A 15,509-nucleotide genomic window follows, 5' to 3' on the forward strand; every position below is an offset into this window, starting at 1 on the left:
CAACTAAGAAGCTTAAGAGCTTCTTAGTTGTTCTTTTTTGATGATTACGTTTCCCATGTGGTACTAGTAGAAAGAGATATTTCCTTTCTTATCTAACTAGTATTCATTCTTATAGTCGGTCAATTTGCACATCGAACGTTACTGTTGACCGGTGCACATTTGAAGTGACACCAATCCCACGGTTTTTCCATGACTCGAATTGCTGCGCTAAAAAACCTGATTCAAGCTGATAGCAACGTTGATCTTCTTTGCCCATCCATTCTCCAGATAAAAGGTATATGTAATGATTTCTTTTTTCTTTTTCTAATGTGAGGTTTCCCCAATTAGCTTTCAAAAAGAATTCAGGAAGTTCTTCTAAGCTCGATAACGGATACTTTCGTGCTAATGATTTGCCGACCCAATATAAAATGTGATCGTGTTCCCTTCCTAACACATCCTTTAGCACGTCGTTGCGAATCAAACTGTATCCGAATTCATTTATATTATTCATCTAATAAGCACCTCTCTCCTTTTTTATTATATGTTGTAATGAAATTTTTCTCTAGCATTTCTAGCACGCTTTTTTCTAAAGTGGTATACTTATTCGCGTATATTGACGGAGGGAAAAACTATGAAGTCAGGTTTAAATCAATTCTTGTCACCGTTTCGTGTCATTCTTATATCCTATGTGGCTGCAATGATTTTATTTAGTATTTTATTGTATTTGCCTATTTCCCATTTACCTGGAGTAGAGCTTTCGTATTCAGAGGCTTTGTTCACTTCTGTCAGTGCTGTTAGTGTAACTGGGTTAACGGTTATTAATGTATCTGAAACGTTTAATTATGTTGGTATTATTTTTCTCGCATTAGCCATTCAACTTGGTGGAATTGGAATTATGACCATGGGGACCTTTGTTTGGATGCTTTTCGGACGAAAGATTAACTTCTCCCAACGAATGCTGATCATGGTTGATCAAAATCAAAATCGCTTCTCTGGATTGGTTAGCTTAATGCGAGGGATTTTAGTCGTTGCTTTACTCATTGAATTAGTCGGAGCGCTCATACTTGGGACTTATTTTCTGCGGTATTTCGATACGACAGCTGAAGCTTATTATCAAGGTGCGTTCGCCAGTTTAAGTGCATTTACGAATGCTGGTTTTGACGTTACAGGTCAATCACTAATCCCATTCGCTAATGATTATTACGTACAGCTAGTTGTCATACTGCTCATATTTGCTGGTGCAATTGGCTTTCCAGTCTTAATGGAATTACGTGAATACTTATCAAATAAAAACCCTAATTTTAAATTTAGTTTATTTACTAAAATAACGACGGCCACTTATTTTGCTGTTTTTGTAATTGGTGTAATAGGGATTTGGGCATTAGAAAGTGGTCATTACTATGTCGGACTCCAATGGCATGAACAGCTATTTAATGCGGTATTTAATTCAGCTACAGCACGGAGTGGTGGTTTAGCAACAATGGACGTGTCTGAATTGCATATGGCGACTCTTCTATTTATTTCATTTTTAATGATTATTGGAGCTAGTCCCTCTAGTGTAGGTGGAGGAATTCGGACCACAACAATTGCGGTTATGTTTTTGACGATCCGAAGCTTCGCGCAAGGGAAAGGCGATGTGAAAGTATTTGGACGACAAATTCACCCTGAGGACAAACAAAAGGCTTTTATCGTGCTATCTGTGTTTCTTGTGATGCTGTTTGCTGCAGTCACGTTAATCGTCGCGTTTGAAGGGACAGAGAAATTGTCTTTAATGGCAATTATATTTGAGACGGCATCTGCGTTTGGAACGTGTGGCTTATCTATGGGGATTACAGCAGATTTATCCTTTGCAAGCCAAGGAGTGCTAATGGTGCTCATGTTTATTGGTCGTGTAGGTTTAATTGCCTTTCTATTCTCTATTCGAAGAAAAGAACAAAAGAGCTATTATAAATACCCTACTGAAAGAATTATCATTGGATAAGAAAGAATCCGTCTTAAACTCATCGCTAATGAATAAGGCCACCGAAAAAGTTAAAAACCAAACTTTTTCGGTGACCTTTCTTTGTTTTTATCGTTTACGAATGTCGCTATTCGCACGAACTGAAATTGTCGAAAAGTTGTATCCGTTTTCTTGACCAATGACGGGGATAAGAGTACAATTAACCTGTCAGTTTTCTCGGATTAGATTCATAATATGTATGATTTATAGGAGAGTAAATCAGAGAAAACAAAACATAATACGACATGGATAGGAATCTTTGGGGGGATCAAGTATGTCAGGTAATCGAGAGTATTTTAATCGTAAGCTTCATTCGTTGCTTGGAGTTATTCCGATCGGTATCTTTTTAATTCAGCACTTTGTTGTTAATCATTTTGCAACTCGAGGTGCTAGTGCGTTTAACCAAGCCGCACATTTTATGGAGAATTTGCCTTTTCGCTATTTTCTTGAAATCTTTGTTATTTTCGTACCATTACTTTATCATGCTATTTACGGTGTTTATATTGCATTTCAAGCGAAGAATAACACCTCACATTATGGCTTTTTCCGAAATTGGATGTTCCGAATTCAACGATGGTCTGGTGTGTTTTTACTTATTTGGATTACATGGCATGTTTGGGAAACAAGAATTCAAGCAGCACTTGGAGCAGAAGTTAATTTTGATATGATGGCAAACATTTTTAGCAATCCGTTTATGATTGCGTTTTATATAGTGGGGGTACTTGCTGCGACCTTCCATTTTGCAAACGGACTTTGGTCTTTTGCTGTATCATGGGGGATCACAGTTACTCCACGTTCACAGAAAATTGCCACTTATGTAACGATGGGGATTTTCTTCGCATTAACATTTGTTGGTATTCGCGCAATTCTTGCGTTCGTTAATCCAGATTTAGCAAACATTTAAGAGATAAGGAGTGGGTCAATCATGAGTCAAGGGAGAATCATCGTTGTTGGTGGTGGACTAGCAGGTTTAATGGCCACAATCAAAGCGGCAGAAAAGGGAGTGCCAGTTGATCTTTTTTCGCTCGTACCCGTAAAACGTTCACACTCGGTCTGTGCACAGGGTGGAATTAATGGAGCCGTTAATACAAAAGGTGAAGGGGATTCACCATATGAACATTTTGATGATACAGTTTATGGAGGGGACTTCTTAGCGAACCAGCCTCCTGTTAAAGCGATGACAGAAGCAGCACCAGGAATTATTCATCTAATGGATCGAATGGGTGTTATGTTTAATCGTACACCAGAAGGGCTATTAGATTTTAGACGTTTTGGTGGGACGCAGCACCATCGTACGGCATTTGCAGGTGCAACAACAGGTCAACAGCTATTATATGCTTTGGATGAGCAGGTACGAAGATTTGAAGTAAGTGGACTTGTAACGAAGTATGAAGGTTGGGAGTTTCTTTCGGCGGTAATTGATGATGACCAAGTTTGCCGTGGGGTTACGGCACAAGACTTGCGAACTTCTGAAATTCGTAGTTTTGTAGCAGATGCGGTCATTATGGCAACAGGTGGACCGGGAATTATTTTCGGTAAATCAACGAATTCGGTTATTAACACGGGTTATGCTGCTGCTAAGCTATATGAGCAAGGGGTTTATTACGCGAATGGAGAATTTATTCAAATTCACCCAACGGCGATCCCTGGTGATGATAAACTTCGACTAATGAGTGAGTCTGCTCGTGGTGAAGGTGGACGAGTTTGGACGTATAAGGATGGTAAGCCATGGTATTTCTTAGAAGAGAAGTACCCTGCTTATGGAAACCTCGTGCCACGTGATATTGCAACTCGTGAAATTTTCGATGTTTGTGTCAATCAGAAGTTAGGTATTAATGGTGAGAACATGGTATATCTAGACCTTTCTCATAAAGATCCGAAAGAGTTAGATATTAAATTGGGTGGAATTATTGAAATCTATGAAAAATTCATGGGTGATGACCCACGTAAAGTGCCGATGAAAATTTTCCCTGCTGTTCACTATTCTATGGGCGGCATGTGGATTGACTATGATCAAATGACAAATATTCCTGGACTATTTGCTGCTGGTGAGTGTGATTACTCTCAACATGGTGCTAACCGATTAGGGGCGAATTCGTTATTGTCTGCTATTTACGGAGGAATGGTTGCTGGACCGAAAGCTGTTGAATATATGAACGGCTTAGAAAAATCCGCAGATTCTATGCCATCATCGCTATTTGAAGATGAGGTGAAGAAAGAGCAACAAACCTTCGATGACATTATGAGTATGGATGGAACAGAAAATGCCTACATGCTTCATAAAGAATTAGGTGAATGGATGACAGATAATGTAACAGTTGTTCGTTACAACGATAAACTGCTACAAACCGATGAGAAAATTCAAGAGTTATTAGAGCGATATCAGAATATAAATATTAATGATACAGCGAAATGGAGTAACCAAGGTGCATCCTTTACTCGTCAATTACAAGGAATGCTTAATCTTGGACGGGTGATTACATTAGGAGCTTATAATCGTAATGAAAGTCGTGGTGCTCATTACAAGCCTGACTTCCCAGAGCGTAATGATGAAGAATTTTTAAAGACGACGAAGGCTAAATTTAATCCTAAGACGAAAAATCCTGAATTCACATATGAAGAAGTGGACACATCATTAATCGAACCACGTAAACGTGACTACTCTCAAAAGAAGCAAGGAGCTGTTAAATCATGAGTGAAAAAACAATCCATTTTAAAGTAACGAGACAAGATGACCCAAACAGCACTCCTTATGTAGAGGAATTTGAAGTGCCTTATCGTCCGAATATGAATGTTATTTCGGCGCTTATGGAGTTCCGTCGTAATCCTGTTAATACGAAGGGTGAACAGACTACACCGATTACTTGGGATATGAACTGCTTAGAGGAAGTTTGTGGAGCATGTTCAATGGTTATTAACGGAAAACCGCGCCAATCCTGTACAGCGCTTGTTGATCAATTAACACAGCCAATCCATTTAGAGCCAATGAAAACTTTCCCGGTTGTTCGAGATTTAATGGTCGACCGTAGTAGAATGTTTGATTCTTTGAAAAAAGTAAAGGCATGGATTCCAATTGACGGTACGTATGACCTTGGACCAGGACCACGTATGGCTGAGTCTAAACGCCAGTGGGCTTATGAGCTTTCAAAATGTATGACATGTGGTGTCTGTTTAGAAGCTTGTCCTAATGTCAATAGTAAGTCTGATTTCATCGGACCAGCTCCGCTATCCCAAGTTCGACTGTTTAATGCTCATCCAACAGGTGAGATGAATAAAGAGGAACGACTAGAAACAATTATGGGGGACGGTGGACTAGCAAACTGTGGTAATTCACAAAACTGTGTTCAATCATGCCCAAAAGGAATTCCTTTAACAACATCGATTGCTGCATTAAACCGTTCAACGACGCTCCAATCATTTAAGAATTTCTTTGGAGCATAAATTGCTATAAGGGCGTCTCAATAGGCTATAAAATAGCCTTTTGGGACACCCTTTTTTGATTTGATATGAAGAAAAAACAGACACCCCTCATATTAGAGAGAGTATCTGTTAAGACTAAAACAGAATGAGAAAGGTGAATCGTGCTTATATTTCAAGTTCCCCTAGTCGAATGAGTTCAATAACAGCTTGAGAGCGCCCCTTGACTCCTAGCTTCTGCATTGTATTTGATATGTGGTTTCTTACTGTTTTCTCACTTATAAAGAGTTGCTGTGCGATTTCCCTTGTTGTCTTGTCTTGGACAAGCAGCTCGAATACTTCGCGTTCTCTTTTTGTAAGCAAGGGTTTAGGTCCGAATTCTGCTCCTTTCAATGAGTTCACTCCTTCTTGCTCGGGCTGAGAGCATGTGGGTGTAGTCCCACGGTATGAAGGGTTTTAGTCTCGATAGTATATGTCATCATTAAATATGACGTGTGCGTAAATGTGTATTTGTAGCCTAATTTCAACTGATTTTAAGCGAAACAGTTGAAATTTATTTTTTTATTATGCTATACTACTTTTAACATTCGCTTTTAATAGTAGTGCAAAAAGGTTATATACCTACATAGATGGTTACACTTTATTTACGTGTTACTGATGAGATCAGGCATGAGTAAGAGACAGTGTATGAGCAAATAACGGGATAAGTGTATCCCTCTTTATGCATCATATTCTTACTTGTGCCTATTTTTTAGGATCAAAACTAAAGTGGGCCTTTCATCATGAAATGAGAGAGAACTTTAAACAATTTGCACATACTGTTAAGGAAAATGACAAAAATGAAAAAGAGAGGTTGATTAACGATGGCAGAAAAGTCTTTTAAAATCACAGCAGAAACAGGAATTCACGCAAGACCAGCAACACAATTAGTAAATAAGGCAGGTCAATTCTCATCTGATCTTACATTAGAATATAAAGGGAAATCTGTAAATTTAAAATCCATTATGGGTGTAATGTCTCTTGGAGTTGGTCAAGGAGCAGAGGTAACCATTAAAGCTGAAGGTTCAGATGAAGCTGAAGCACTACAAGCGATTGAAGAAGTGATCAAGGAAGGGTTAGGAGAATAACAAATGCATGCAAAACTAACTGGCATCGCAGCATCTTCGGGTGTTGCGATTGCTAAGGCATTTATACACCAAGAACCAGATTTATCAGTTGAGCTGCGTCAAATTGAGAACGTAGAAGAGGAATTACAACGTTTTGATGATGCGTTGAAACAAGCTATTGCTGAATTAACGGTTATAAAGGATAAGACAGAGAGAGATCTTGGTCCTGATAAAGCTGAGATCTTTGCTGCACATATTCTTGTATTGAGTGACCCAGAGCTTGTTGACGCGGTGAAAGAGAAGATTCAGACAGACAAGCAAAATGCTGAATATGCGATGGATGAAGTATCATCGATGTTCGTTACAATGTTTGAAGGTATGGATAATGAATATATGAAAGAACGTGCTGCTGATATCCGTGATGTATCAAAGCGCGTATTAGGAATTTTATTAAACGTTCAAGTTCAATCACTTGCAACGATTGCTGAAGAAACCATTATTATTGCAGAAGATTTAACTCCTTCAGACACAGCGCAGCTTAACCCTGAATTTGTTAAAGGGTTTGCGACGAATATCGGTGGTCGTACATCTCATTCAGCCATTATGTCGCGTTCATTAGAGATTCCAGCAGTTGTAGGAGCGAAGTCTATTACGGAACAAGCGACACAAGGGGACGTTGTCATTGTTGATGGGCTTGATGGTCATATTATTGTGAATCCAACCGGTGATGAACTTCGTCAATATGAAAAGAAGCGAGAAGACTTCTTAAAACAAAAAGAGCAATGGGCTAAATTAGTAAATGAGAAAACAACAACGAAGGACGGTCAGCATGTCGAGTTAGCTGCTAATATCGGAACGCCTAAAGATGTTGAAGGCGTATTACGTAATGGTGGTGAAGGTGTTGGCCTATATCGTACGGAATTTTTGTATATGGATCGAACGGAGCTTCCAACAGAAGAAGAACAATTCGAAGCATATAAAGAAGTGGTTGAAAAGATGGAAGGTAAGCCTGTTGTCATTCGAACGTTAGATATTGGTGGTGACAAAGAGCTTTCTTATTTAGATTTGCCAAAGGAAATGAACCCTTTCCTTGGTTTCCGTGCTATTCGACTCTGTTTGGAAGAAAAAGACATATTCCGTACTCAGCTTCGTGCCCTATTGCGGGCAAGTGTATTTGGGAATTTGAAGATTATGTTCCCAATGATTGCTACACTTGAAGAATTACGCGCAGCTAAAGCGATGCTCGCTGAAGAAAAAGACAAGCTTATTGCTGAGAATATACAAGTTTCAGAAGAGATTGAAGTGGGTATGATGGTGGAAATTCCGTCAACAGCTGTCGCTGCTGAGCTATTTGCGAAAGAGGTCGACTTCTTTAGCATTGGTACGAATGATCTTATTCAATATACGATGGCAGCTGACCGCATGAACGAACGTGTTTCCTATTTGTATCAACCATACCACCCTGCTATTCTTCGTTTAGTAAAAATGGTCATTGACGCAGCTCACAAACATGGAAAATGGGCTGGAATGTGTGGCGAAATGGCTGGTGATGAAGTGGCGATTCCATTATTATTAGGCTTAGGGCTAGATGAATTTAGTATGAGCGCAACGTCTATTTTACCAGCAAGAAGTCAACTCCGAACGTTGTCAAAAGCAGACTTGCAATCATTTGCTAATGATATGCTCTATTTAGATACAGCAGATGAGGTTGAACAAAAGGTAAATGAATTATTAGAAACTGCTAAATAACAAGTTATTAAGAAAGGGACAAAAGTGAAAAGCTTTTGTCCCTTTCTTTAGAAAAAAGATAAGAATGTATAAAATTCTTAGTGTAGAATTAAAGAGCTTTAATAGAATAGAATTCGTGGGGAGAAGATAGTCCTAGTCTCATATTCATCTAATGTTTCAATATGTTCAAAAATGATTCAAACTATAGTTGAAAAATCTATTGAAAATAAGATGAAAAAAGGCGAAAATGAAAGGTAGGCTGTAAAAAGTATGTAATCCTTTGTTATCCATGTCTAATGGAGGCTTCGTCATTTATTAAGGAGGTGCGTAAGGTGGACGATCATCAAATTGAGGACATTGAACGCTCATTACGTAGAGTTTCTGAAATTGTTAAACAAAAAGGTCGCGAAATCTTAACGCAATTTCCTATTACCCCACCGCAATTCATCGCACTGCAATGGTTAAATGAATATGGCGATATGACGATAGGTGAGTTATCGCAAAAAATCTATTTAGCTTGTAGTACGACAACTGATTTGATTGACCGAATGGAAAAAAACCAACTTGTTGAACGAGTAAAAGACACACAGGATCGGCGAGTTGTTCGAATACACCTTTTAGAACGAGGTCGCGTTATTATTAAGGAAGTAATCAAAAAAAGGCAAGATTATTTAGAGGCTGTACTGTCTCAATTTACACAAGATGAAGTCGATTTCTTAGAGAAAAGCTTAGATGTCCTACACGAAAAAATGAAAGAATCACGATAATATAGAAATTGAGGGAAGATCGTTGGAAAGACCGATTGGAGTTATAGATTCTGGATTAGGTGGCTTAACTGTTGCGAAAGAACTCATGCGACAATTGCCAAAGGAAGAGATTGTCTACATAGGTGATTCAGCGAGGTGTCCGTACGGACCGCGAACGACAGATGAAGTTCGAGCATTCACATGGGAGATGATCAACCGGCTTGAAGCTGAAAAAATGAAAATGCTTGTTATTGCTTGTAATACAGCAGCTGCCGTTGTACTAGAAGAAGTGAAGCAAAAGCTGTCGATTCCAGTAATTGGTGTTGTTCATCCTGGAGCGATTAGTGCGTTAAAGGTAACGAAAAATGATCACGTAGCTGTTTTGGGTACAGAAGGCACGATAAAGAGTAGGGCTTATGAAATGGCGCTCCATTCCATTAAAAGTACGATTACGATCGATAGCCTAGCATGTCCGAGGTTTGTCCCTTTAGTGGAAAGAGGGGTATTTTCTGGCGAAGAAGCACAACGAACGGTAGATGAGACATTACGAGAATTAAAAGGCCGCGACTTTGATACGTTAATTTTAGGGTGTACTCATTATCCTTTATTACGGGAAGTGATTAGTCAATCAATTGGTGAACGTGTGCACATTATTTCATCTGGGGATGAAACAGCGCGGGAGGTTAGTAGTTTACTTTATCATAAAAATTTGCTCTATACGTCTGAACGCCTTCCTGTCCATCATTTTTTTACTACAGGGAATGCTGAACGTTTTAAAGTATTAGCAGATCAATGGTTAGAGGTGAGTATAGAACGTGTGGAGTCGATTACTCTTGGCTCAAAATAATATGTAAAAAAAGCCGCTGTAGAAGGATCATTTTATCCTTCATGCAGCGGCTTTTTTTCATCAAGGAGAGTGTAAATAGATTCGCGAGTAATGTCGTTTTTGTACGTTACATGGTGACCTGGAAGAAGAATGTTAACAACTGTTATCGTCGTGTTTTTTAGAAGATTTTATTGTGGGATTTTAAAATAGTTGATATAATTCACTTGATGAATAGTCCATAAATAGATTATAAAAAGGAGACGATCAATCGTGAGAGTATTACCTGATTTAGAAAATACGGTGTTTATCCAGCATGCTATTTGTGTTCCTGTTAACATTGATCAAGTATTTGAATTTTTCATTAGTAATCATTTATCAACGTATTATCGGGAGATTTCAAAGGATCATGAATACCTTACATTAAGGGAAGGAAATCGGTTAGAGGTAGGTTCGATTTTGGATTGTTTGGAATCGGTGAGTAACCAAACCGCAGTTCATGAATATGTTGTCTCAGAAATTATTCACAATGAGAGAATTCGTTACCATTCAACACCATCTCATATTAAAATTAAACTACCTTGGAAGGAGATTGATAGTAAAAGCAATACGCATTGCTTCTTTGATTTTGATAAAGTAGCTTCGAATAAAACGAAAATTCGATTAACGATCGGTGTGCAGTTTTATAGTAAATTCGAGAAATTATTTTCCACATTGTCAGGTGGTCTTTCTCCATGGAAAAAACACTGTATGGAGGAGCAGGAAGGCTTGAAGAAGCTCATTGCTAAGAAATTGATTACGTACTAGTATTGATTCGTGAGTAATGATCGTCTTCAAGACGTGGCGAAAAAGGAAGGATGAGATGAACGGATGTCTTTAAAGTTTGCGATGCTAGGTTTTATTGATATGAAGCCTATGACAGGTTATGATTTGAAAAAAATGTTTGAGACAAGTGTGAATTTTTATTGGAGTGCAACGCATAGTCAAATTTATCGAACGCTTGATGAAATGAAAAAAGACGAATGGATTATGGAAGAGTTTATTTATCAGAAAGACCTTCCTAATAAAAAGGTCTTTCATGCAACTGAAAGGGGGAAAGAGGCACTTTATAACTGGATTATGGAGCCGAGTGAAATTCCTCCGATTAGACATAAACTCTTAGTGCAGCTTTCATGGGCGGATCGGTTACCGACGGAAGAAATTATTAAACAGCTCAATCAGTATGGTGAAAAGCTTGAAGAGAGATTGGCTTTATATGATAGTGATGAGCAACAAAAAATGCCTAATTGGAGTAGGACGGCAAAAGAAAAATTTTTGTGGGAGTCCATATTAAAGAATGGAATATCCACGTACCAAGCAGAACTGAACTGGATACGTTCGACGATTAAAGGCTTAAAAAATTTTGTGAATAAGGATATCCCTATAGATAAAAAGTGAAATAGAGTCATATATGCTCCCTTCTTGTCACATGTATCGACGCATACGACGGTTATAAGATTTTTCTTATAAATTTGGTCTAAAGTACGAACTAGCTCGTATACATGTAGTACAAACTATCTTAGGAGGGAAAACAATGCGAAAAGGATTCTTTTTAGGGATATGTAGCATCTTACTTATATTAATAATGACGGCGTGCTCATTTGGAGCAGACGATGTTGTCGATGAAATGGATACACCACCGACTGAATATAGTGACCTTGATCAGGAGGGAAAAGAAGAATTGGATCCTGATATGGGAGAAGGAGATGAAGAATCAGGAGATGAGAACGCAAATGAAAACGAAGCGACTGAACAAGTTCAGCGAAAGCTCTATTTAATTGACACAAATGGGATGGTTGTACCTCAAACGATGGATTTACCGAAGACAGAAAGTGTCTTAAGGCAGTCGTTGGAATATTTAGTTGATGGTGGTCCCATCACTGAAATGTTGCCAAATGGCTTTAGTGCGGTCATTCCAGCGGGAACAGAGGTTGATGTACATTTAACAGAAGGAGTAGCCGTTGCTGACTTCTCAAATGAATTTAAAGAGTATAATCCTGATATGGAGCAACAAATACTTCAAGCTATTACGTGGACGTTAACAGAATTTGATAATGTCGATAAAGTGCAAATTAAGGTGAATGGCTACTTACAAGAGACAATGCCTGTCAGCAGTACACCGATTGGTGATGGCGTTAGTCGGGATAATGGAATTAATATGGAGTCAGGTGGTCTAGCAGACATGGTGAATAGTAAAGGGGTAACCCTTTACTTCCTCGCTCAAAATGGGGACAACACCTATTATGTACCAGTGACAAGAAGGGTGAATGTGGAGGAGGACTCAATTGAAGCAGCTGTTTCACAATTGATAAAAGGCCCTTCCATTGAAACATCTTTACTTACTGATTTTCGTCAAGGTGTTAAACTAATAGAGGAACCTCAATATCAAAACGGTGTGGTCACATTAAATTTTAATGAAGGAATCTTAAGTCAGCTACAATCAACGGCTATATCAGCTACGGTTCTCGATATGCTTGCTCTTACGTTAACAGAGCAAGAAGGTATTGAGAAAGTCGCAATTGAGGTAGAGGGAGATGCTGAGGTTCTAAATGAATCCGGTCAATGGATTGAAGAGGTTGTAAGACCTGAGGAATATAATATTGGGGCTTATTAATTAGTTGAGATATTGGACGAGGTATGAAAACTGCTTTATAATAAAAAAAGGAAATAATGGATACAGTGAAGGTGATTCGATTGAATCACCTCTTTGCCATTATGTCATACTAGGTGAGAGTTTGAATTTATAGGAGGTTCGGCTGTGAGAAATGATGGTAGACAAATAAATGAGCTGAGAAAGGTTGTCATTGAGACAAATTACATCAAGCATCCAGAGGGATCGGTATTAATTTCAATGGGCGATACGAAGGTTATTTGTTCAGCAAGCATTGAAGACCGTGTTCCACCCTTTTTACGTGGACAAGGGAAGGGCTGGGTGACAGCTGAATATTCCATGCTACCGAGAGCAACAGAACAGCGAACGATTCGTGAATCTTCAAAGGGTAAGGTATCTGGAAGAACGATGGAAATTCAACGGTTAATTGGAAGGGCGTTACGATCCGTTATCGACTTAAGCAAATTAGGGGAACGAACGGTTTGGATTGATTGTGATGTTATACAAGCTGATGGTGGAACGAGAACGGCATCGATTACAGGCGCATTCGTTGCACTGTCACTGGCAATGGAAAAGGCATTTACAGTAAAAAAAATAAAGGAATGGCCGATTACTGATTTTTTAGCTGCGATATCAGTTGGGATTGATGAAAAGCATGGGGAAATCCTCGACCTGAATTATAAGGAGGACTCAACGGCAAAAGTCGATATGAACGTTGTTATGACCGGCTCTAATGAATTTGTTGAATTGCAAGGAACGGGTGAAGAAGCAACGTATTCAAAGGATCAATTACATAAAATGCTTGAGCTTTCAGAAGATGGAATTACTGAATTAGTGCTACTTCAAGAGGAAGCATTAGGGACGATAGCAGAACGTTTTAAATAAAGGAGATTCTAGATGAAACAAGAAGTGATCATTGCGACATTAAATGAGGGAAAAGTATATGAGTTTAAACAGCTTTTTTCAGTAGATAAATGGATTGTGCGCTCATTAAAGGACTTTCCGAAAATGACAGATATTAAGGAGGATGGTCAAACATTTGCGGAAAATGCTACAGTTAAAGCTGAAACGTTAAGCAAGGAATTAGGTAGAATGGTGATTGCTGATGATTCTGGGCTCATCATTGATGCTCTCGACGGCCGTCCCGGAATTTATTCTGCTCGTTATGCAGGAGAGGAAAAAGATGATGAGGCGAACATGAGAAAGGTTCTTCAGGAATTAAAGGATGTTCCAAGCGAAGATCGTGCTGCTCGCTTCTTTTGCTCGATAGCCGTGGCGAGACCTAATGAGCAGACATTAGTATATGAAGGAGCTTGTGAAGGCTATATTGCACGGGAAAAGTCGGGAACGAATGGGTTTGGATATGACCCTATTTTTTATGTGCCTAATTTACAACGGACAATGGCCGAGTTGACACCACAAGAAAAGAACGAACGAAGTCATCGAGCAAAAGCTATCGCTCAATTATTTGCTCATGAAAATGAATGGAATAAAGAGTAGGTGTAAAGATGAAAGCATTGATTTTAAGTGATAGCCACGGATGGACAAATGAAGTCAAAGAGATTCTTGATCGACATCGCACAGAGGTTGATATCATTTTCCATTGTGGTGACTCAGAGCTAGAGTTAGAGCACCCTGCACTTGCAGGAGCTAAAGTGGTGAAAGGAAACTGTGACTTTGGAGCAGACTTTCCAGATGAAATACAAGAAGAGGTGGAGGGTATCTTCTTTTATGTGACACACGGTCATTTGTACAATGTTAAAATGACCACCGACCCTCTTTCTTATCGGGCAGAAGAGGTAGGGGCGAATGTAGCCTGTTTTGGTCACACTCATATCGCTACGTCGTTTGAACAAAATGGGGTCATTTATATTAACCCAGGTAGTATTAAGCTACCGCTTGGGAGACGAACGAGAACATATGCGATTTTCGAATCTGCTAATGATGAAAGCAAAGTCACCTTCCATCATCAGGATAATGGTGAGGTCGTAGAAGAGTTGACAGCTGTTTATAAATGAGGTCACAGAAAAGTACAGATCAACTTTATAAATAAGAGTGGAGAGAGCTATAAGAGAAGGTCTTCTCTATATAGCTTCTCTATCATAATAAACACGAAAAATCATACAAATATGGTTGACTTTTTAGCGATCTGTCTGTATATTTATAGATGTCGCTGAAAAAATGAAGTGATATGCGGGTGTAGTTTAGTGGTAAAACCTCAGCCACGAGCAATTCATCATTGGCAAAGCGACGAGTTGTCTCGACACAGCTACCTTCGTAGCGTTACGAGCAGAGGAAGAGACATGAAAAAACATCGAAAAACTAAAAATGAATGTGCGGGTGTAGTTTAGTGGTAAAACCTCAGCCTTCCAAGCTGATGTCGTGGGTTCGATTCCCATCACCCGCTTTTTGTCCCAGTAGCTCAGCAGGATAGAGCAACGGCCTTCTAAGCCGTCGGTCGGGAGTTCGAATCTCTCCTGGGACGCCATTAACTTAAAATAAGTCAGAATAGACTTTTTAGGAACACTGTTAAAACGTTGATATATATGCGTTTAGCGGTGTTTTTTGTTTTTTGAGGTTTGAATGGATTGGATGCTGACTCAAGATGGCCAACATGTTTCCGAAAAACATTCAAAAGGTCTGTGAGAAACAAAATAGCCCTCACGCTTGTGGGGGCTTTACTTTATCTTTGTGTTGATCATAAAATTCAACTAGTTTTAATGCCGTATCTAATGTAAGCCTTCCAATTTTAATGTTCCCTTTTCTTAACCTAGAAATGGTACTTTGCTGAATACCGGTCTCTTTACTTATAATGTAGGATTTAATATCAGAATCCATTAACTTCCTTATTTTTTCTTTCATGTTAAGACCTTCTTTTCCTTTAAATTTATTATGTTATCTTCGCAGAAAATTTTTCCTTGAAAGGATGTGTTACTTACTATATCGGCAAAATTTTATATAAATTAAGAGCATTTTATTTTCAGAATATCTATTTATGTTCATTATTCTATTAAGTGTATTTTTGTCCCTATCTAACTCTACAATTTATGGAAGGGTGTCT

At 38.8% G+C, this 15,509-nt stretch carries 17 protein-coding genes and 2 tRNA genes; 16 read left to right on the forward strand and 3 right to left on the reverse strand.

Features of this window, described 5'->3' with window-relative positions; translation table 11 throughout:
- Positions 1–109: 109 nt before the first annotated feature.
- Complete coding sequence (locus ACERJO_RS15855) at positions 110–490, reverse strand: YslB family protein (protein ID WP_247107223.1); 381 nt, start codon at positions 488–490, stop codon at positions 110–112.
- A gap of 120 nt (positions 491–610) precedes the next feature.
- Between ACERJO_RS15855 and ACERJO_RS15860 the strand changes: the two genes are divergently transcribed.
- From ACERJO_RS15860 to sdhB, 4 genes are all read left to right on the forward strand, one after another.
- On the forward strand, positions 611–1,960 hold the full coding sequence (locus ACERJO_RS15860) for a TrkH family potassium uptake protein (RefSeq protein ID WP_247107222.1): 1,350 nt from the start codon (positions 611–613) through the stop codon (positions 1,958–1,960).
- A gap of 292 nt (positions 1,961–2,252) precedes the next feature.
- The gene (locus ACERJO_RS15865) at positions 2,253–2,882 is read left to right on the forward strand and encodes a succinate dehydrogenase cytochrome b558 subunit (RefSeq protein WP_247107221.1); all 630 of its coding nucleotides are present in this window, start codon (positions 2,253–2,255) and stop codon (positions 2,880–2,882) included.
- A gap of 21 nt (positions 2,883–2,903) precedes the next feature.
- Complete coding sequence (gene sdhA, locus ACERJO_RS15870; RefSeq protein WP_247107220.1) at positions 2,904–4,673, forward strand: succinate dehydrogenase flavoprotein subunit; 1,770 nt, start codon at positions 2,904–2,906, stop codon at positions 4,671–4,673.
- On the forward strand, positions 4,670–5,419 hold the full coding sequence (gene sdhB, locus ACERJO_RS15875; RefSeq protein ID WP_035342581.1) for a succinate dehydrogenase iron-sulfur subunit: 750 nt from the start codon (positions 4,670–4,672) through the stop codon (positions 5,417–5,419). The genes sdhA and sdhB overlap by 4 nt, the downstream gene beginning before the upstream one ends.
- A 144-nt stretch (positions 5,420–5,563) precedes the next feature.
- Here sdhB and ACERJO_RS15880 read toward each other — a convergent pair whose 3' ends face one another.
- A complete protein-coding gene (locus ACERJO_RS15880; RefSeq protein WP_035342583.1) occupies positions 5,564–5,788 on the reverse strand; it encodes a helix-turn-helix domain-containing protein in 225 nt (74 codons plus the stop codon).
- Between the two features lie 470 nt (positions 5,789–6,258).
- Between ACERJO_RS15880 and ACERJO_RS15885 the strand changes: the two genes are divergently transcribed.
- The 12 genes from ACERJO_RS15885 (at position 6,259) to ACERJO_RS15940 (ending at position 14,936) form a co-directional block, all read left to right on the forward strand.
- Positions 6,259–6,522: a phosphocarrier protein HPr gene (locus ACERJO_RS15885; protein ID WP_035342585.1), complete on the forward strand. Its 264-nt coding sequence runs from the start codon at positions 6,259–6,261 to the stop codon at positions 6,520–6,522.
- 3 nt (positions 6,523–6,525) lie between these two features.
- Positions 6,526–8,250: a phosphoenolpyruvate--protein phosphotransferase gene (gene ptsP, locus ACERJO_RS15890; RefSeq protein WP_247107219.1), complete on the forward strand. Its 1,725-nt coding sequence runs from the start codon at positions 6,526–6,528 to the stop codon at positions 8,248–8,250.
- Between the two features lie 311 nt (positions 8,251–8,561).
- The gene (locus ACERJO_RS15895) at positions 8,562–8,996 is read left to right on the forward strand and encodes a MarR family winged helix-turn-helix transcriptional regulator (protein WP_373648110.1); all 435 of its coding nucleotides are present in this window, start codon (positions 8,562–8,564) and stop codon (positions 8,994–8,996) included.
- A gap of 22 nt (positions 8,997–9,018) precedes the next feature.
- Positions 9,019–9,822: a glutamate racemase gene (gene racE, locus ACERJO_RS15900; RefSeq protein WP_247107217.1), complete on the forward strand. Its 804-nt coding sequence runs from the start codon at positions 9,019–9,021 to the stop codon at positions 9,820–9,822.
- A 249-nt stretch (positions 9,823–10,071) separates the two neighbouring features.
- Positions 10,072–10,605 carry a hypothetical protein gene (locus ACERJO_RS15905; RefSeq protein ID WP_247107216.1) on the forward strand — a complete coding sequence of 178 codons (534 nt, stop codon included), beginning with the start codon at positions 10,072–10,074 and terminating at the stop codon, positions 10,603–10,605.
- A 63-nt stretch (positions 10,606–10,668) separates the two neighbouring features.
- On the forward strand, positions 10,669–11,235 hold the full coding sequence (locus ACERJO_RS15910; protein ID WP_247107215.1) for a PadR family transcriptional regulator: 567 nt from the start codon (positions 10,669–10,671) through the stop codon (positions 11,233–11,235).
- A gap of 136 nt (positions 11,236–11,371) precedes the next feature.
- The gene (locus ACERJO_RS15915; RefSeq protein WP_247107214.1) at positions 11,372–12,451 is read left to right on the forward strand and encodes a GerMN domain-containing protein; all 1,080 of its coding nucleotides are present in this window, start codon (positions 11,372–11,374) and stop codon (positions 12,449–12,451) included.
- Positions 12,452–12,595: 144 nt separating this feature from the next.
- Complete coding sequence (rph, locus tag ACERJO_RS15920; RefSeq protein WP_247107213.1) at positions 12,596–13,333, forward strand: ribonuclease PH; 738 nt, start codon at positions 12,596–12,598, stop codon at positions 13,331–13,333.
- A 12-nt stretch (positions 13,334–13,345) separates the two neighbouring features.
- On the forward strand, positions 13,346–13,948 hold the full coding sequence (locus tag ACERJO_RS15925; RefSeq protein WP_373648111.1) for an XTP/dITP diphosphatase: 603 nt from the start codon (positions 13,346–13,348) through the stop codon (positions 13,946–13,948).
- 8 nt (positions 13,949–13,956) lie between these two features.
- Positions 13,957–14,466, forward strand: a complete 510-nt coding sequence (locus ACERJO_RS15930) for a metallophosphoesterase family protein (protein WP_373648112.1) — start codon at positions 13,957–13,959, stop codon at positions 14,464–14,466.
- Between the two features lie 318 nt (positions 14,467–14,784).
- Positions 14,785–14,855: transfer RNA gene (locus ACERJO_RS15935), tRNA-Gly, on the forward strand.
- 4 nt (positions 14,856–14,859) lie between these two features.
- Positions 14,860–14,936, forward strand: a tRNA-Arg gene (locus tag ACERJO_RS15940).
- A gap of 173 nt (positions 14,937–15,109) precedes the next feature.
- Here the strand turns inward: ACERJO_RS15940 and ACERJO_RS15945 are convergent.
- Entirely contained in the window at positions 15,110–15,310 is a 201-nt protein-coding gene (locus ACERJO_RS15945) for a helix-turn-helix domain-containing protein (RefSeq protein WP_247107210.1), read from the reverse strand.
- Positions 15,311–15,509 lie beyond the last annotated feature (199 nt).

It is taken from the genome of Halalkalibacter sp. AB-rgal2, from assembly GCF_041821005.1.
Classification (GTDB): Bacteria; Bacillota; Bacilli; order Bacillales; family Bacillaceae_D; genus Halalkalibacter.

Coding starts and splice junctions, on each gene's coding strand:
- sdhA (WP_247107220.1), top strand. CDS start 2,904: ATGAGTCAAGGGAGAATCATCGTTGTTGGTGGTGGACTAGCAGGTTTA.
- ACERJO_RS15885 (WP_035342585.1), top strand. CDS start 6,259: ATGGCAGAAAAGTCTTTTAAAATCACAGCAGAAACAGGAATTCACGCA.
- ACERJO_RS15860 (WP_247107222.1), top strand. CDS start 611: ATGAAGTCAGGTTTAAATCAATTCTTGTCACCGTTTCGTGTCATTCTT.
- ptsP (WP_247107219.1), top strand. CDS start 6,526: ATGCATGCAAAACTAACTGGCATCGCAGCATCTTCGGGTGTTGCGATT.
- ACERJO_RS15855 (WP_247107223.1), bottom strand. CDS start 490: ATGAATAATATAAATGAATTCGGATACAGTTTGATTCGCAACGACGTG.
- sdhB (WP_035342581.1), top strand. CDS start 4,670: ATGAGTGAAAAAACAATCCATTTTAAAGTAACGAGACAAGATGACCCA.
- ACERJO_RS15930 (WP_373648112.1), top strand. CDS start 13,957: ATGAAAGCATTGATTTTAAGTGATAGCCACGGATGGACAAATGAAGTC.
- ACERJO_RS15915 (WP_247107214.1), top strand. CDS start 11,372: ATGCGAAAAGGATTCTTTTTAGGGATATGTAGCATCTTACTTATATTA.
- ACERJO_RS15945 (WP_247107210.1), bottom strand. CDS start 15,310: ATGAAAGAAAAAATAAGGAAGTTAATGGATTCTGATATTAAATCCTAC.
- ACERJO_RS15910 (WP_247107215.1), top strand. CDS start 10,669: ATGTCTTTAAAGTTTGCGATGCTAGGTTTTATTGATATGAAGCCTATG.
- ACERJO_RS15865 (WP_247107221.1), top strand. CDS start 2,253: ATGTCAGGTAATCGAGAGTATTTTAATCGTAAGCTTCATTCGTTGCTT.
- ACERJO_RS15925 (WP_373648111.1), top strand. CDS start 13,346: ATGAAACAAGAAGTGATCATTGCGACATTAAATGAGGGAAAAGTATAT.